The organism is Thermus thermophilus HB8 (assembly GCF_000091545.1).
In the GTDB taxonomy this organism is placed as follows: domain Bacteria; phylum Deinococcota; class Deinococci; order Deinococcales; family Thermaceae; genus Thermus; species Thermus thermophilus.
The window spans coordinates 1-16,104 of the sequence record NC_006461.1 but is presented as its reverse complement, the minus strand read 5'-3'; the positions used below and the strand labels follow the sequence as shown (position 1 = coordinate 16,104).

Genomic DNA, 16,104 nt, shown 5'->3' with positions numbered 1-16,104 from the left:
CTACGGGCCCGGGGCCTCGGGGTCTGTGGCGGGGGAGAGGATCCTTTCCGCCACCTCCCGGACGAAGGGGGTCTGGGCCCGCCTGAGGGCCTTCCGCGCCGTGGCCTTCCCCTTGCCCCCGGGGCGGAAGCCCTCCTGGGCCTGGGCGAGGAGGGCGAGGGCGGCGGCGGGGAAGGGGAGGCCTTCCTTCTCCAGGAGGCCCAGGGCCTCCCCAAGGCGGTGGAGGGCCTCCCGGTGGTCCCCCTTGAGGAGGGCCTGGCTTCCCGCCTGGAAGAGACGGGCCGCCTTGAGGAGCCCCTCCCCGTCCACCAAAGGCTCCCCCGCCTCCGCCGAGCGGAAGGCGGCCTCCACGAGCCGCTCCAAGGCGAGGGCCCGCTCCTCCTCGGGGAGGAGGGGGGAGTACCGGGCCCGGAAGAGGGGGGCGAACCAGGAGAGGCGGAGGGGCTTGGCGAGCCTAAAGGTTTCGCCCTGGACCTCCACCGCCTCTCCCAGGGCCTTGAGGAGGGGGACGAGCCGGGGAAAGCGGGCCCGCACCTCCTCCCGCTTGGCTTCGCCCCGGAGGGCGAGGAAGAAGAGGAAGGCCTCTACTCCTTCCACGCCTCCACTTCCTTGTACTGCACCAGGACGGCGAAGAGGGGAGAGGGGCCTTCGGCCACGGCGAACTTCACGTCCACGAGGACCACGTCCTCGGGAAGGCCCTCCACGAAGCGGTTCAGGCGCTCTTGGAGGATGTCGGGGTCGTTGGCGGTGATGACCCGGAAGCGCACCCCCTGCATGGCCCCATTATGCCCTGCGCTCCACCAAAGCGGCGAGGAGGCCGCGGAGGTGGTCCAGGGCCTCCTTCCCCGGGAGGTCCTGGAAGGCGGCCTCCAGGAGGGCGAGGCCCTCGGCCTGGAGGCGCTTGGCCTCCGCCTTGGCCCAGGCCAGGGCCCTCGAGGCGAGGAGCCTTTCCAGAAGCCAACCTACCTCCGCCTCGGGCTTCGCCTCCCGGGGCAGGGCGAGGAGGGCGAGGGCCCGGGCTCTTTCCTCGGGCGGGGCCTCCTCCAGGAAGCGGAGGAGGATCAGGGTGCGCTTGCCCTCGTAGAGGTCCCCGGCCCGCTCCTTCCCGTAGGCCTCCCCCCCTTCCAGGTTCAAGACGTCGTCCACGATCTGGAAGGCCGTCCCCAGCCTAAGCCCCCCCTCCTCGTAGGCGGCGGGCGGGGTCTTCCCGGCGAGAAGGGCCCCGAGGCGCAGGGGGGCCACGGCGGTGTAGTAGGCGGCCTTGTGGGCCACCATGCGGAAGTAGTCCTCCGGCCTCAGGTCAAAGGTCCCGCCGAGGGTCCAGAGGAGGTCCAGGTGCTGGCCGTAGGCGGTGCGGCGCACCACCTCGTGGAACTCCAAGAGGACCTCCGGGGGGAAAAGCCCCCGGGCGAGGCCTTCCGCGAGGAGGCCCCACATCTCGGCGTGCATGGCGTCCCCCGCGTTCAGGGCCAGGGGCATGGGGTGGAGGCGGTGGAGGGCGGGCCGGCCCCGGCGCTCCTCGGAGCCGTCCTCAATGTCGTCGTGGACCAGGACCCAGTTCTGGAAGAGCTCCAGGGCGGTCGCGGCCTCGAGGCCCGCTTCCAAGGGCGCCCCGTGGGCCAGGGCGCTGTACACGGTGAGAAGGCCCCGGAGCATCTTTCCCCCCCGCCTCGGGTAGTCCTGGAGGAGGTCCCGGTAAAGGGGGTCGGGGTGGTCCAGGCGGGCGAGGAGCCTTTCTTGGAGGGCCTGCCGGATGGCCTCGGGCGCGGGCACCATGCCTTACACTTTAGGCCATGCGTGGCTACGTCCTGGGCCTTCTCGCCCTGAACCTCCTCACCCTCATCTGGGGCACCACCTTCGTGGTGGTGAAGGGGGCGGTGGAGGGGATGGCCCCGAGCCTCCTCATCCTCCTGCGCTTCGGGGTGGCCGCCCTCTTTTTCCTCCCTTGGCTCTTCCGCCTGCCTGCGGGGGCCTTTGGGCCGGGGATGGAGCTCGCCTTCTGGCTCTTCGTGGGCTACGCCAGCCAGACCCTGGGGCTCGCCCACACCTCGGCGAGCCGGAGCGCCTTCATCACCGCCCTGAGCGTGGTCCTCGTCCCCCTCCTCCTGAGGCTTGCCGGCAGGGAGGTGGGCCCGGCCTTCCTCGCGGCCTTTCTGGCCTTGGCCGGGGTGGGCCTCCTATCCTACGACCCCTACCAGCCGCCCTTCAACGTGGGGGACCTCTGGACCTTCCTCACCGCCTTGGCCTACGCCCTCTACATCGTCCGCCTCGAGGTCCACGCCCGGGCCTTCCCCTCCCTCCCCCTCACCGCCGTCCAGGTCTTGGGCACGGCGCTTTTCGCCCTCCCTTGGGTCCTGGCCGAGGGAGAGGCCTGGGGGCCGGTGGCCTGGGGGGCGGTCCTCTACCTGGGCGTGGTGGCCACCGCCCTCACCACCTGGCTCCAGACCTGGGGGCAGAGGCACGTCCCCGCACCCCAGGCGGCCATCCTCTACACCCTGGAGCCCGTCTGGGCCGCCTTCTTCGCCTACCTCGCCTTGGGGGAGCGCCTAAGCCCTTCCGGGCTCCTCGGGGCCCTCCTGGTGCTTCTCGCGACCCTCCTCGCTATCCGCCGATCCCCAGCATGACCCGCTTGCGCAGGGTGGGAAGGGTGTTGCCGAAGGCGGGTTTACGGTTCGTGGCGATGAGGATGGCGTCCACCAGGGCCTCCACGGGCTCGGGGGCGGCGAAGGCCCAGGCGATGTCCATCTCCAGGTCCGTAAGCAGGCAGGGCCTGAGCTTCTTGTCCGAGGTGAGGCGGAGCCTGGAGCAGTGGGTGCAAAAAGGCTCCGTCACCGGGTTGATGAAGCCCACCGTGCCCTGGGCCCCGGGGATCTTGAAGACCCGGGCCGGGGAGGTGGGGTCGTGGGGGACGGGCTCCAGGGGGCCGTAGACCGCCTCAATCCGGGCCCGGGTCTCTTTTCCGGGGACGAAGCGGCGGCGGTAGGCCTCGGGGTCGGAGTTGTCCAGGTGCATGTACTCAATGAAGCGCACGTGGAGGGGGCGGTCCAGGGAAAGCCCCGCTAGGGGCACCACCTCCTCCTCGTTCATCCCCCGGATCACCACGGCGTTGAGCTTCACCGGGTGGAGGCCGAGCTCTAGGGCCTTCTCTATGGCCTCGAGGACCCGCTCCACCTTCCCCCCCCGGGTGATGCGGGCGAAGACCTCGGGGGTGAGGGCGTCTAAGGAGATGTTCACCCGGTTGAGCCCCGCCTCCACGAGCTCCTTTGCCCGCCTGGCGAAGAGGAGGCCGTTGGTCGTGATGGCCACGTCCTCCACCCCCTCCTTCGCCCGGGCCCGGGCGATCATCTCGGGAAGCTCCTTGCGCACCAGGGGCTCGCCCCCGGTGAAGCGCACGGAGGAGAGGCCGAGGAGGGAGGCGGCCTCGAGGAAGCGGTCCACCTCCTCCACGGTGAGGGTACCCGGGGGCTCCCGCATCTCCAGGCCCAGGGGATGGCAGTAGAGGCAGTGGAGGTTGCACCGGGGGGTGACGGAGATGCGGAGGTCCTTGATCACGCGCCCGTAGTTGTCTAGAAGCTTCACCTTATCCCCCTTTGCTGCCCATCTTAATACCACCGGGGGGCAAAGCAAAACCCCCCAGGTTTTTGTCCTGGGGGGTTTGGGTATTGGAGCGGGAGACGGGACTTGAACCCGCGACCCCGACCTTGGCAAGGTCGTGCTCTACCGACTGAGCTACTCCCGCGAAAGGGAAAATCCCCCGCACCGACCTACTCTCCCAGGCGGTCGCCCGCCCAGTACCATCGGCGCTGGCGCGTTTCACTTCCGTGTTCGGAATGGGAACGGGTGGTTCCACGCCGCTATGGGCACGGGGGATTCTGGTGTTTTGGGTTTTCAAAATCCCGCGCTGCGGGGGGGTAGGGGGCAGCTGGGGTGGGATGGGATGAGTGCGGATGGAGGGGTCAAGACCTCGGACGATTGGGACCGGTCGGCTCAACGCCTCGCGGCGCTTACACCCCCGGCCCATCCACCGGGTGGTCTTCCCGGGTCCTTACCGGCTTGACGCCGTGGGAGGCCTCATCTTGGGGCGGGCTTCCCGCTTAGATGCTTTCAGCGGTTATCCCTTCCGCACATGGCTACCCAGCTTATGCCCCTGGAGGGACAGCTGGGAAACCAGAGGTGCGTCCCTTCCGGTCCTCTCGTACTAGGAAGAGCCCCCCTCAAGCCTCCTGCGCCCGTGGCGGATAGAGACCGAACTGTCTCACGACGTTCTGAACCCAGCTCGCGTGCCGCTTTAATGGGCGAACAGCCCAACCCTTGGGACCTTCTTCAGCCCCAGGATGCGACGAGCCGACATCGAGGTGCCAAACCTCCCCGCCGCTGTGGACGCTCGGGGGAGATCAGCCTGTTATCCCCGGGGTAACTTTTATCCGTTGATCGATGGCCCTTCCACACGGGACCACCGGTTCACTAGGCCCGGCTTTCGCCCCTGCTCGGCTTGCAGGCCTCGCAGTCAGGCCCCCTTCTACCCTTGCGCTCTCCGGCGGATTTCCGTCCCGCCTGAGGGGACCTTTGGGCGCCTCCGTTACCTTTTAGGAGGCGACCGCCCCAGTCAAACTGCCCGCCAAGCGCTGTCCCCCCATCCGAGGGTTAGGCCCCCAGCCGCGCCAGGGTGGTATTTCACCGGCGCCTCCCCCCCACCCGGAGGCGGGGGTTCACAGGCTCCCACCTATCCTACGCAGGCGCGACCAAGAGCCAACACCAGGCTGCAGTAAAGCTCCACGGGGTCTTTTCGTCCTGCCACGGGTAGGCCGCATCTTCACGGCCAGTTCAATTTCACCGGGTCCCTCGCCGAGACAGCGCTCCGGTCGTTACGCTTTTCGTGCAGGTCGGAACTTACCCGACAAGGAATTTCGCTACCTTAGGACCGTTATAGTTACGGCCGCCGTTCACCGGGGCTTCGGTTCGGGGCTTGCACCCCTCCCCTTGACCTTCCGGCACCGGGCAAGCGTCGCTCCCTATACCTCCTCTTACGAGTTCGCAGAGAGCTGTGTTTTTGGTAAACAGTCGCCAGAGCCTGTTCACTGCGGCTCCCCGGGGCTCATCACCCCAGGGAGCACCCCTTCTCCCGAAGTTACGGGGCCAACTTGCAGAGTTCCTTGGCGAGGGTTCTCCCGCGCGCCTGAGTGCTCTTGCACCCGCCCACCTGTGTCGGTTTGCGGTACGGGTTCCCGCAGGTTGTGCTTAGAGGCTTTTCTTGGCTCCCTGGCTTCGGGGGGTTGTCACCCGTACGGGCTTCCCCACCACGCAGAGCTTGTTGGGAGGCGGATTTGCCTACCTCCCACCCTGCGCTTCTGGCCGGGCTCGTCCATGGCTCCGGTCCCCCTAGCCTAGAGCGTCCCCCCATCGCACCTGCGGGAAGGGCCGGAATATTAACCGGCTGCCCTTCGGCTACGCCTTTCGGCTTCACCTTAGGTCCCGCCTAACCCTACGCTGACGACCATTGCGTAGGAACCCTTGGGCTTACGGCGAGAGGGATTCTCACCCTCTTTATCGTTACTCATGCCGGCATTCGCACTTCCCTTACCTCCAGCCGCCCTCGCGGGTCGGCCTTCATCGGCATCGGGAACGCTCCCCTACCGCCTGGGGTCATCCCCCAGACCCGCAGCTTCGGCGCTGGGCTTAAGCCCCGATCATTTTCGGCGCGGCGCCACTCGACCAGTGAGCTATTACGCACTCTTTAAAGGATGGCTGCTTCTAAGCCAACCTCCTGGCTGTCTTCGCGGCGCCACATCCTTTACCACTTAGCCCAGACTTGGGGGCCTTAGCTGGCGGTCTCGGTTGTTCCCGCGCTCGGACGCGGACGTTATCGCTCGCGCCCTCACTCCCAGGCTCCACCTGGGACCCTTCGGAGTTTGACAGGGTTTGGTAGGCTGGTGGGCCCCCTAGCCCTATCAGTGCTCTACAGGCCCCAGTCAGCGCCTGAGGCTGACCCTAAAGTCATTTCGGGGAGAACCAGCTATCTCCGGGCTCGGTTAGCTTTTCACTCCTAGCCCCAGCTCATCCGAGGGGTTTGCATCCCCCACCGGTTCGGGCCTCCACTGGGTCTCACCCCAGCTTCACCCTGGCCAGGGCTAGCTCGCCCGGTTTCGGGTCCACGGCCGCGGACTTTGCGGGCCGCGTGCGGCCCGCTTGCGCCCTGTTCGGACTCGGTTTCCCTACGCCTCCGCCTCAACGGCTTAAGCTCGCCCACGACCGTGAGTCGCCGGCTCATGCTTCAATAGGCACGCCACAACCCCTTGCGGGGCCGTGACTGCTTGTAAGCCCACGGTTTCAGGCTCTATTTCACTCCCCTCCCGGGGTTCTTTTCACCTTTCCCTCACGGTACTGGTGCGCTATCGGTCACCCGGAGTACTTAGCCTTAGGCGGTGGTCCGCCCAGATTCCCCCATGGCTCCACGAACCACGGGGTACTCGGGTACCCTCACCTATCCCCCCACCTTTCGCCTACGGGGCTTTCACCCTCTCTGGCGCTGCTTCCCAACAGCTTCGGCTAGGCTGGGGATTCGGTGTCCGAGGGCCCCACGACCCCGCCCGGACAAGCCGGACGGTTTAGGCTGGTCCCCTTTCGCTCGCCGCTACTCAGGGAGTCGATTTCTCTTTCCTCTCCTCTGGGTACTGAGATGTTTCAGTTCCCCAGGTTCCCCCCGCGCAAAAGCGCGGTGACCGGCGTTCCCGCCGGCCGGGTTCCCCCATTCGGACATCCAGGGATCCACGCCCGCTACCGGCTCCCCCTGGCTTATCGCAGGTAGCCACGTCCTTCATCGGCTCGGGTGCCGAGGCATCCACCGTGGGCCCTTACCATCTTGACCCCTCAAAGGACCCTCAAAGCCCTTCATCCACCCCAGCTTTCAAGATCCCCCGCTACCCCCCTCAGGGCAGCGCAATCCCTAAGTTAGCACCCCGGCTTTCCCTTGTCAACATCCCCCGGGCTTGCCTAGTAAATCGCCTTGTGCCCCGGAGGGGGCGGGAGAAGGGAGAGAAGAACCCTAAGGCCGTAGGCGATGAGCTCCAAAAGCGCCCGCGCCACGAAGCCAGATCACCGGCCGCACCTCCACTTGAGGAAGGTGGGAGGAAGGTGGCTAGATAACTCTTTCCCCGTCAGGAGAACGCCTTGCGGGCGTAGTCGTGGCGCCAGGGGCGGCCCCGCTTGCCCTTGGGGTGGGTGGGGCCACCTCCCGGGCCAGGCGCAGGCAGTGTTCCAGGACCTCCTTGGGGCTTGCCTCCCTGCGAACGAAGCCGCGCTTACCCATCGGGGCGCGAGTATACGCCCGTCATCCCGACCTTTGCAAGGCAAGCCCACATCCCCCCGGGTCTCCCAAGGGGTATACTTCGGGGCGAAGGAGGTTCCCATGACCCTTTGGGATCGGCTAAGCCGGCTCGTCCGCGCCAACCTCAACGACCTTTTGCGCCGAGCGGAAGACCCGGAGAAGATCATTGAGCAGGCCCTTTTGGACATGAAGCAGGCCCTCCGGGAGGCCCGGGAGCAGGTGGCGGAGGCCCTGGCGGAGCAAAAGCGCCTGGAGCGGGAAGTGGAGAGCCACGAGCGGGAAGCGGCCCTCTGGGAGGAGAAGGCCAGGGAGGCCCTGAAGGCGGGCCGCGAGGACCTCGCCCGGGAGGCGCTAAGGCGGAAGAAGCGGGCCTTGGACCTGGCGGAGGGCTTCAAAGCGCAGCTTTCCGAGCACAAGGCCCTCACCGAACGCCTCATGACCCAGCTCAAGGCCCTCGAGGCCAAAATCGACGAGGCCGAGGCCCGCAAAAAACTCCTCCTCGCCCGGAAGAAGGGGGTGGAGGCCGCCGAAACGGTACGGCGGATGGAGTCGCGCCTGGACCAGCACCCGGCCCTGGAGGCCTTTGAGGAGATGGAGGCGAGGATCCTGGCCATGGAGGACCGGCACCAGGCCCTCGAGACCCTGGACCAGGCCGACCTGGAGAAGGAGTTCCAGGCCCTTTCCGCCGAAAAGGAGGTGGAGGAAGACCTCCTTCGTCTGAAGCGGGAGCTCGGACAGGCGTAGACCGTGGCCCAGACCCAAGACCCAGGGAGTAAACTTCCCTAGGATGAAGCGGTACCTTATGGCCCTCGCCCTTCTCGTCGCCGCCTGCGCCCCCCAGGTCACCCAGGCCCCGGAGGTGCGGCCCGAGCTTCGGGTGGAGGCGTTTTACCCCGCGGCCACCGGGCTGGAGTGGAGCTACCTCCCGGAAGGCGAGCCCCTCTCCAACCCCCCCTACCGGGTCCGGGTGGAGGGCCCCGCCGTGTTCCAGGGGGAGGAGGTCTTGAGGTTCCGGAGCTTCGGCCGGGGGGAGAACCGGGTCTACTACCGAGGGGTGGGGCCCTTCGGCGTGCGCCTTTTCGGCTTTGAGGACCCCTCGGCCCGGGTGGTCTTCGCTCCGCCCATCCCCGAGTACCCCCCGGAGGGGCTCCTCGCCGTGGGCTACCGCTGGGGCGGGGAAAGCGAGGTCAGGGCCACCCTCCTCACCCCCCAGGGGGAAAGGCCTTTGGCCTCGGGGCGGCTCGCCTACACCTTTGAGGTCCTGGAGGAGAAGGAGGTGCGGGTGCCCGCAGGGGTGTTCCGCGTCTTCCGCATCCGGCAACGCTACCGGGACGAAAAGGGCGAGGCCCTCTACGAGGTCTGGTTCGCCCCCAAGGTGGGGGAGGTCCGGACCCGAGAGGGGAGGCTTCTTACGGACCGCAACTTCCGGTGAGGTGCGCCATGATCTTGGACAAGGTGAACAGCCCCGAGGACCTGAAGCGCCTGAGCCTGGAGGAACTTCTCCTCCTGGCCGAGGAGATCCGGAGCGAGATCATCCGGGTCACGGCGCAAAACGGCGGGCACTTGGCGAGCTCCCTGGGGGCGGTGGAACTCGTCCTCGCCCTGCACCGGGTCTTTGACTCCCCCAGGGACCGGATCCTCTTTGACGTGGGGCACCAGGCCTACGCCCACAAGCTCGTCACGGGGCGCAAGGACCGGTTCCACACCCTGCGGAAGGAAGGGGGGATCTCCGGGTTCACCAAGGTCTCCGAGTCCCCCCACGACGCCATCACCGCGGGCCACGCCTCCACCTCCCTCGCCAACGCCTTGGGGATGGTCCTCGCCCGGGACCTCATGGGGGAGGACTACCACGTGGTGGCGGTGATCGGGGACGGGGCCTTGACGGGGGGGATGGCCCTCGCCGCCCTCAACAAGATCGGGGAGCTCCAGAAGAGGATGCTCATCGTCCTCAACGACAACGAGATGAGCATCTCCGAGAACGTGGGGGCCCTCAACAAGTACTTCAAGGAGCTTCAGATCAGGAAGTGGGTCCAGGACGCGGAGAAGCTGGGGAAGAACATCCTGGAACGCATCTCCCCCCAGCTTTTCGGCCTCGTGGACCGGGCCAAGGAGGCGGCGAAGTTCCTTTTGCACCAGGAAAACCCCTTCTACGCCTGGGGGATCCGCTACGTGGGCCCGGTGGACGGCCACGACCTCAAGGGGCTCGTCCACATCCTGGAGCACCTCAAGGCCCTGGACGGCCCCACCCTCCTCCACGTGGTCACGAAGAAGGGCAAGGGGTACAAGGTGGCCGAGGCCGACCCCATCTACTGGCACGGCCCCCCAGGCTTTGACCCCAAGAAGCCGGAGAAGGTGTCCAAGGGGTACACCTGGAGCCAGGCCTTTGGGGACGCCGTCACCGAGCTCGCCCACATGGAGCCCAGGCTCTTCGTCCTCACCCCGGCCATGCGGGAAGGCTCGGGGCTCGTGCGCTACTCCTTGGAGCACCCGGAGCGCTACCTGGACGTGGGGATCTGCGAGGACGTGGCGGTGACCACGGCGGCGGGGCTTGCGCTACGGGGGATGAAGCCCATCGTGGCCATCTACTCCACCTTCCTCCAGAGGGCCTACGACCAGGTGATCCACGACGTGGCCATTGAGAACCTCCCCGTGGTCTTCGCCATTGACCGGGCGGGGATCGTGGGGGCCGACGGGGCCACCCACCACGGGGTCTTTGACATCGCCTATCTCCGCACCGTCCCCAACCTCCAGATCGCCGCCCCCAAGGACGCCCTGGAGCTTCGGGCCATGCTGAAAAAGGCCCTGGAGGTGGGGGGCCCCGTGGCCATCCGCTACCCCCGGGACAACGTGGAGCGGGCCCCCGAGGGCGTCTGGCCGGAGATCGCCTGGGGCAAGTGGGAGGTGCTGAAGGAGGGCACGGAGGCCTACATCCTGGCCTTCGGCAAGACCCTGAGGTACGCCCTCGAGGCCGCCGGGGACGACCCCAGGGTGGGGGTGGTGAACGCCCGCTTCCTCAAGCCCCTGGACCGGGAGATGCTGAGGGAGCTCTCCCGCTACAAGCTCCTCACCGTGGAGGACCACCAGAAGATGGGCGGGTTTGGGAGCGCGGTCCTCGAGGCCCTGAACGAGATGGGCCTGAAGCCCGAGGTCCAGATCCTCGGCCTTCCCGACCGCTTCTTTGAGCACGGGGCGATCCCGAGCCTCCACCGCCAGGCGGGCATTGACGCCGAGGGGATCCGGAAGGCCCTGGCGGCGATGGGGGTGGCCTTGGTGCATGAACGGGCCTGAGGTCCTGCGCTTCGCCGCCAACCTCTACCGCGTCCCCGTGGAAGGGGGGTACTTCCTGGTGGACGCCGGGCTTCCCTGGGAGGCACGAAGGCTCCTCTCCCTCCTCCAAGAGCCCCCCAGGCTCCTCTTCCTCACCCACCACCACCTGGACCACGCCGGGGGGGCCCGGGCCCTTTGGGAAAGGTTTCGGGTACCGGTCCTCGCCCACCCCCAGGAGTGGGCCTACCTCACCAAAAGGAAGCCCCGCCCGCCCCTTCCCCTCCCCCTCTTGGGGAAGGCGCTCGCCAATTGGGGGCCGGCGATCCCGGAGGAGGCCCTCGCCCCCGCGGAGGAGGGGATGGAGGTCTTCGGCTTCCGGGTGGTCCACCTCCCGGGGCACACCCTGGGCCAGGTGGGGCTTTTCCGGGAAGGCGTCCTCCTGGCCGGGGACGCCCTCAGGGGAAGGGGCCTTCCCCCGAGGTTCATCAACGAGGACCACGCCCTGGCGCGAAGGACGGTGCGCAAGATCCTGGAGCTTGGGGTAAAGCGGGTCTACCTGGGCCACGGGGGGCCTTTGAGCGGGGAGGAGGTGGCCGCGATCGCCCGTAGACTGGGGGTATGAGAAAACGCCTCGCCCTCCTCGCCCTGGGCCTTTCCGCCCTGGCCCAGGAGGTGGCGGTCTACCCCGGCTTCGCCGAGGTCAAGGAGCCCGTGGACCTCCCCCCCGCGGCCTGGGTCTACCTGGCCGGGGAGAAGCTCGGCCGCATCCTCCCCGGCTCCCTGCGCCTTCTGGGGGTGGAGGAGACGGAAAGGGTCTTCCAGGGAAGCGCCGTGCTCTTCCGCTACCGGGGGGAGGGGAAGGCGACGCTCCGCTACCTCTACACGGGGCTTTCCGGGGAGGTCTTCTACACCCTGGACGGAACCACCCTCACCGCCTGGGCCCGCCTCAAGCTGGAAGGGGAGGCCCTGAGGGCGGAAAGGCTCACCCTCTTCGCCGGGGAGGTGCGGGCCAAGGTCCTCCCCCAGGCCGCCCTCCGCGCCCTGGAGGGGACCCCGGGAAGCCCCTTCGGCCTTTTCCGCTACGAGCTTCCCCCAAGGACCCTCTTCCCCGGCACCACCGAGCTTCCCTTCCTGCGGCAGGCGGTGGAGCCGGAAAGGCTTCTCCGCTACCAAGGCCCCTTCCGCACCCAGGGAGTGCTCCCCTTGGAGCGGGGCCTCCGCTTCCTGGCCCCCTTCCCCCTGGCCCCAGGGCCCCTGGAAGGGGTGGAGGAAGGGCGCTTCCTGGGCCAGGCCCTCCTCCCCGCCACGCCCGAGGGCGGGGTGGCGGAGGCATGGCTGGGCCAGGACCTCAGGGCGCGCCTCGTCCGCGAGGTGGCCCTCCTCTCCCAGGGGGAGAAGGAGGCCACTTACCGCGTGGAGACCCGCCTGGAAAACCCTTACCCCTACCCCGTCCGCCTGCTCCTCGCCGAAACCTTTCCCCCGGGCTTCCGGCTGGACTTCCCCGGCGCGGTCCTCCTGCCGGAGGGGTACCGCCTCGAGGCGGTCCTGGACCCCATGGAGGCCCGCTCTTTCCGCTACCGGCTCACCCTGCCCCGGTAGCTACCCCACCCGCTCCACGCGGATGAGGTTCGTCGTCCCCCGGACCCCGAAGGGAACCCCGGCGGCGATGACCACCCGGTCCCCCACCTGGGCGAGCCCCAGGGCCTTCACCTCCCTGAGGGCGATGCGGACCATGTCGTCGGTGTCCTGGGGGTCGGGGGCGAGATGGGGGTAGACCCCCCAGACCAAGGCCAGCTGGTTCCGCACCTCGGGGTTCGGGGTGAGGGCCAGGATGGGCACCTGGGGCCGGGTGCGGGCGATCCTCCGCGCCGAGCCGCCCGTGGCCGTGAAGACCACGATGGCCCGGGCCCCCACCGCCTCCACCACGTCGTCCGCCGCCTGGGCGATGGCGTCCTGGGTGGTGGGGGTGGGGGCGGGGCGGAGGACGTTGAGCTTCTGCAAGAACTCCGGGGAAGACTCCACCGCCTTGGCGATCCTCGCCATCATGGCCACCGCCTCCACCGGGTAGGCCCCGGCCGCCGTCTCCGCGGAGAGCATCACCGCGTCGGTCCCGTCAAAGATGGCGTTGGCCACGTCCGAGGCCTCGGCCCGGGTGGGGCTCGGGTTCTGCACCATGGACTCCAGCATCTGGGTGGCGGTGATCACCGGCTTCCCGGCGGCGATGCACCGGAGGATGAGGCGCTTCTGGACGATGGGCACCTCCTCCAGGGGCATCTCCACCCCGAGGTCCCCCCGGGCCACCATGATCCCGTCCGCCTCCTCCAGGATCTCCTCAAACCGGGCCACGGCCGAGGGCTTCTCGATCTTGGCCATGAGCCTGGCCTTGGAGCCGTAGCGGGAGAGGTAGTGCCGGGCGAGGAGGAGGTCGTCCCGCGTGCGGACGAAGGAGACCGCCACCCAGTCCACCCCGAGCTCCGCCCCCAGGGCCAGGTCCTGGATATCCTTCTCCGAGAGGGCGGGGATGGAGAGGTCCGCCCCAGGGATGTTGATCCCCTTGTTGTTGGAGAGGACCCCGCCCACCTCCACCTCCGTGAGGATCTCCGGGCTCCGGACCTCCAGGACCTTGAGCCGGATGCGGCCGTCGTCCAGAAGGAGGATCTGCCCCGGGGAAACGTCCTCGGGAAGCCCCTTGTAGCTCACGGAAACGCGGTGCTCGTCCCCCTCCACGGGCTCGGCGGTGAGGACGAACCTCTGCCCCGGGCGGAGGAGAACCTGGCCCTCCCGGAAACGGCCCACACGGATCTTCGGGCCCTGGAGGTCCTGGAGGACGGCCAGGGTTCGGCCGAGCTCCTCCGCCACCTCCCGCACCCAGCCCACCCGGCGCCTGTGGTCCTCGGGGGCGCCGTGGCTGAAGTTCAGGCGGAAGACGTCGGCCCCGGCCTCCGCCAGGGCGCGGATCACCTCCTTGTCGTCCGTGGCCGGCCCCAGGGTGGCCACGATCTTGGTGCGCTTAAAAGGCGGCATACCCCAAAAACCTCGCGGCCCGGCCCAGCTCCTCCTCAATGCGCAGGAGCTGGTTGTACTTGGCCAGCCGGTCGGAGCGGGAAAGGGAACCGGTCTTGATCTGTCCGGCGTTCACCGCCACGGCGAGGTCGGCGATGAAGCTGTCCTCCGTCTCCCCGGAGCGGTGGCTGATCACCGCCCTGTACCCCGAGCGCTGGGCCAGGCGGATGGCCTCGAGGGTCTCCGAGAGGGTCCCGATCTGGTTCACCTTGACCAGGATGGCGTTGGCCACCCCCCGCTCAATCCCCGCCCGGAGCCTTTCCGGGTTGGTGACGAAGAGGTCGTCCCCCACGAGCTGGACCTTCCCCCCCAGGCGCTCGGTGAGAAGCCGCCACCCCTCCCAGTCGTCCTCGGCGAGGCCGTCCTCAATGGAGCGGATGGGGTACTTCTCCACCCAGGCCTCCCAGAAGGCCACCATCTCCTCCGAGGAGAGGACCTTGCCCTCCCCCTCCAGGTGGTACTTCCCGTCCCGGTAAAGCTCGCTCGTGGCCGGGTCCAGGGCCAGGGAGACCTCCTGGCCCGGGGTGTACCCCGCCCGCTCAATGGCGAGGAGCAAAAGCTCCACCGCCTCCTCGTTGCTCCTGAGGTCGGGGGCGAAGCCCCCCTCGTCCCCCACGTTGGTGCTGTAGCCCTTCTCCTTGAGGACGGCCTTGAGGGTGTGGAAGACCTCGGCCCCGATCCTCAAGGCCTCGGCGAAGCTTCCCGCCCCCGCGGGCACCAGCATGAACTCCTGGAAGTCCACCCGGTTGTCGGCGTGCTTCCCCCCGTTGATGACGTTCATGAGGGGCACGGGCAGGGTGACCCCCTGGACCCCGCCCAGGTAGCGGTAAAGGGGCAGGCCCAGGGCCTCGGCCGCCGCCCGGGCCACGGCCAGGGAGACCGCGAGGACGGCGTTCGCCCCCAGGTTGGCCTTGTTGGGGGTGCCGTCCAGCTCCAGCATGGCCCGGTCCACCCCTTCCTGGTCCAGGGCGTCCATGCCGACGAGCTCGGGGGCGATGCGCTCGTTGACGTTCTCCACCGCCCGGCGCACCCCCTTGCCCAGGTAGCGCTTGCCGCCGTCCCTGAGCTCCAGGGCCTCGTGGGTTCCGGTGGAGGCCCCGGAGGGCACCATGGCCCGGCCCCTGGCCCCGCCTTCCAGCTCCACCTCCGCCTCTACCGTGGGAAAGCCCCTGGAATCCAAAACCTCGCGTGCCCGGACGCCGACGATGGTGGTCATGCCCAACCTCCCTTGTGGAAGCGCTTCACGCTCCCCCACCCCATACTACCCCCTAGACCCTGAGGGGCACCACCACCGCCCGGTACCCCTCCCCGTCCCCCCAGATGAGGCTCGGGCTCGTGGGCCCGGAGATGCCCAGGTGGGCCCGGTCCCCCACGGGGGCGAGGGCCTCGAGGAGGTAGCGGGCGTTGTAGGCCACGGCCATGCCCGGCCCCTCCACCTGGGCGGGCACCTCCTCCTGCCCCTTGCCGTAGTCCCCCTCGGCGGAGAGGAGGATCCGGCCTTCCTCCAAAAGGAGGTCCACCCGGTGGTTCTGCCGGTCGGAGAGGACGCTCACCCGGCGCACCGCCTCCCTGAGGGCCTCCCCCTCCACCTGGACCTTGAGGGCGAACTCCTGGGGGATGACCCTCTGGTAGTCGGGGAACTCCCCTTCCATGAGGCGGAGGGCCATCCGGACCCCGCTTCCGCCCTCGAGGGCCAGGGCCAACACCCCCTCGCCCAGGGCGAGGTCGGCCTCGGCCCCGTCCGCCCCCTTCAGGACCCGCACCATCTCGTCCACGCTCCGGGCGGGGACCACGGCCTTGGCCTGGAACCCTTGGGGCAGGGGCAGGTCGTAGAGGGCGAGGCGGTACCCGTCGGAGGCCACCGCCCGGAAGCCCTGGGGGGAGAACTCCAGCTGCACCCCGCGGAAGATGGCCCGGTACTCCTCGTTGCTCGCGGCGTAGCGCACGTGGGTCAAGGCCTTGACGAGCTCCCCGGAGGGCATCCGCGTCCGGAGGGGGAAGGCCCCCTTGTCCTCCCCCTCGGGCACCAGAAGCTCGGGGTAGCCCTCGGCAGGGGCCAGGCTGAGCCGGGTGCGGAAGCGCCCGGAGGAGAGCTCCAGCTGCCCCCCCTGGCCCGGCTCCGAGGCGAGGCCGAGGGCCACGAGGTCCCCAGGAAGGCTCCGCACCAGCTGGAAGAAGGGCTGGGCGGGGACGAGCACCCGGGGAAGGCTTTGGGCCTCGGCGGGGAGGCGGACCTCGAGGTCCACCTCCCCGTTGGTCCCGAAGAGGATCAAGGCCCCTTCCTCGGCGTAAAGCCCCAGGTAGGTGTAGAGGGGGTTGGCGCTTCTAGAGGGGACGATGCGCTCCAGGAGGGAAAGCTGGTCCGAGAGGAGTTTTTTGGGAACCGTTATGTTCATTGCCCGACGCCTCCTTTAACGGCTATTACGACTCTCTTTTTAAAGCTTTTAAAA

Annotated in this window: 13 protein-coding genes, 1 tRNA gene, 2 rRNA genes and 1 pseudogene; 6 read left to right on the top strand and 11 right to left on the bottom strand. The window is 68.4% G+C overall.

The window, feature by feature from the left end:
- The 3 genes from TTH_RS00085 to TTH_RS00075 are packed head-to-tail and all read right to left on the bottom strand — an operon-like array spanning position 1 to position 1,776.
- Positions 1–597, bottom strand: a complete 597-nt coding sequence (locus TTH_RS00085; RefSeq protein ID WP_011174334.1) for a hypothetical protein — start codon at positions 595–597, stop codon at positions 1–3.
- Positions 585–776 (bottom strand): hypothetical protein, encoded by a 192-nt coding sequence (locus TTH_RS00080; protein WP_008631554.1) that lies wholly within the window; start codon positions 774–776, stop codon positions 585–587. The genes TTH_RS00085 and TTH_RS00080 overlap by 13 nt, the downstream gene beginning before the upstream one ends.
- A gap of 7 nt (positions 777–783) precedes the next feature.
- A complete protein-coding gene (locus tag TTH_RS00075; protein WP_011227641.1) occupies positions 784–1,776 on the bottom strand; it encodes a polyprenyl synthetase family protein in 993 nt (330 codons plus the stop codon).
- Positions 1,777–1,793: 17 nt separating this feature from the next.
- Between TTH_RS00075 and TTH_RS00070 the strand changes: the two genes are divergently transcribed.
- Complete coding sequence (locus tag TTH_RS00070; RefSeq protein ID WP_011227640.1) at positions 1,794–2,624, top strand: DMT family transporter; 831 nt, start codon at positions 1,794–1,796, stop codon at positions 2,622–2,624.
- Here TTH_RS00070 and moaA read toward each other — a convergent pair.
- The 5 genes and pseudogenes from moaA to TTH_RS00045 all read right to left on the bottom strand — a co-directional run.
- On the bottom strand, positions 2,602–3,579 hold the full coding sequence (moaA, locus tag TTH_RS00065; protein ID WP_024119789.1) for a GTP 3',8-cyclase MoaA: 978 nt from the start codon (positions 3,577–3,579) through the stop codon (positions 2,602–2,604). The genes TTH_RS00070 and moaA overlap by 23 nt on opposite strands.
- An 84-nt stretch (positions 3,580–3,663) precedes the next feature.
- A tRNA-Gly gene (locus TTH_RS00060) sits at positions 3,664–3,739 on the bottom strand.
- A gap of 12 nt (positions 3,740–3,751) precedes the next feature.
- Positions 3,752–3,868, bottom strand: a 5S ribosomal RNA gene (rrf, locus tag TTH_RS00055).
- 84 nt (positions 3,869–3,952) lie between these two features.
- A 23S ribosomal RNA gene (locus TTH_RS00050) occupies positions 3,953–6,865 on the bottom strand.
- 125 nt (positions 6,866–6,990) lie between these two features.
- Positions 6,991–7,083: pseudogene (locus tag TTH_RS00045) on the bottom strand (IS5/IS1182 family transposase); the annotation flags it as partial.
- Positions 7,084–7,405: 322 nt separating this feature from the next.
- Between TTH_RS00045 and TTH_RS00040 the strand changes: the two are divergent.
- The 5 genes from TTH_RS00040 to TTH_RS00020 are packed head-to-tail and all read left to right on the top strand — an operon-like array spanning position 7,406 to position 12,190.
- The gene (locus TTH_RS00040) at positions 7,406–8,068 is read left to right on the top strand and encodes a PspA/IM30 family protein (RefSeq protein ID WP_011227636.1); all 663 of its coding nucleotides are present in this window, start codon (positions 7,406–7,408) and stop codon (positions 8,066–8,068) included.
- Between the two features lie 43 nt (positions 8,069–8,111).
- Complete coding sequence (locus tag TTH_RS00035) at positions 8,112–8,756, top strand: hypothetical protein (protein WP_011227635.1); 645 nt, start codon at positions 8,112–8,114, stop codon at positions 8,754–8,756.
- 8 nt (positions 8,757–8,764) lie between these two features.
- Positions 8,765–10,612, top strand: coding sequence for a 1-deoxy-D-xylulose-5-phosphate synthase (gene dxs / locus TTH_RS00030; RefSeq protein ID WP_011227634.1), 1,848 nt, complete (start codon positions 8,765–8,767; stop codon positions 10,610–10,612).
- Positions 10,599–11,213: an MBL fold metallo-hydrolase gene (locus TTH_RS00025; protein ID WP_011227633.1), complete on the top strand. Its 615-nt coding sequence runs from the start codon at positions 10,599–10,601 to the stop codon at positions 11,211–11,213. Before dxs ends, TTH_RS00025 begins: the two co-directional genes overlap by 14 nt.
- Positions 11,210–12,190, top strand: coding sequence for a hypothetical protein (locus TTH_RS00020; RefSeq protein WP_011227632.1), 981 nt, complete (start codon positions 11,210–11,212; stop codon positions 12,188–12,190). Before TTH_RS00025 ends, TTH_RS00020 begins: the two co-directional genes overlap by 4 nt.
- On the opposite strand, the gene pyk is transcribed toward TTH_RS00020, so the two are convergent.
- The 3 genes from pyk to dnaN are packed head-to-tail and all read right to left on the bottom strand — an operon-like array spanning position 12,191 to position 16,050.
- The gene (gene pyk / locus TTH_RS00015; protein WP_011227631.1) at positions 12,191–13,615 is read right to left on the bottom strand and encodes a pyruvate kinase; all 1,425 of its coding nucleotides are present in this window, start codon (positions 13,613–13,615) and stop codon (positions 12,191–12,193) included.
- A complete protein-coding gene (gene eno, locus TTH_RS00010; protein ID WP_011173981.1) occupies positions 13,602–14,870 on the bottom strand; it encodes a phosphopyruvate hydratase in 1,269 nt (422 codons plus the stop codon). Before eno ends, pyk begins: the two co-directional genes overlap by 14 nt.
- Positions 14,871–14,922: 52 nt before the next feature.
- Positions 14,923–16,050: a DNA polymerase III subunit beta gene (gene dnaN / locus TTH_RS00005; RefSeq protein WP_011227630.1), complete on the bottom strand. Its 1,128-nt coding sequence runs from the start codon at positions 16,048–16,050 to the stop codon at positions 14,923–14,925.
- Positions 16,051–16,104 lie beyond the last annotated feature (54 nt).

Coding starts and splice junctions, on each gene's coding strand:
- TTH_RS00080 (WP_008631554.1), bottom strand. CDS start 776: ATGCAGGGGGTGCGCTTCCGGGTCATCACCGCCAACGACCCCGACATC.
- TTH_RS00075 (WP_011227641.1), bottom strand. CDS start 1,776: ATGGTGCCCGCGCCCGAGGCCATCCGGCAGGCCCTCCAAGAAAGGCTC.
- TTH_RS00070 (WP_011227640.1), top strand. CDS start 1,794: ATGCGTGGCTACGTCCTGGGCCTTCTCGCCCTGAACCTCCTCACCCTC.
- TTH_RS00040 (WP_011227636.1), top strand. CDS start 7,406: ATGACCCTTTGGGATCGGCTAAGCCGGCTCGTCCGCGCCAACCTCAAC.
- TTH_RS00035 (WP_011227635.1), top strand. CDS start 8,112: ATGAAGCGGTACCTTATGGCCCTCGCCCTTCTCGTCGCCGCCTGCGCC.
- dxs (WP_011227634.1), top strand. CDS start 8,765: ATGATCTTGGACAAGGTGAACAGCCCCGAGGACCTGAAGCGCCTGAGC.
- TTH_RS00025 (WP_011227633.1), top strand. CDS start 10,599: ATGAACGGGCCTGAGGTCCTGCGCTTCGCCGCCAACCTCTACCGCGTC.
- TTH_RS00020 (WP_011227632.1), top strand. CDS start 11,210: ATGAGAAAACGCCTCGCCCTCCTCGCCCTGGGCCTTTCCGCCCTGGCC.
- pyk (WP_011227631.1), bottom strand. CDS start 13,615: ATGCCGCCTTTTAAGCGCACCAAGATCGTGGCCACCCTGGGGCCGGCC.
- eno (WP_011173981.1), bottom strand. CDS start 14,870: ATGACCACCATCGTCGGCGTCCGGGCACGCGAGGTTTTGGATTCCAGG.
- dnaN (WP_011227630.1), bottom strand. CDS start 16,050: ATGAACATAACGGTTCCCAAAAAACTCCTCTCGGACCAGCTTTCCCTC.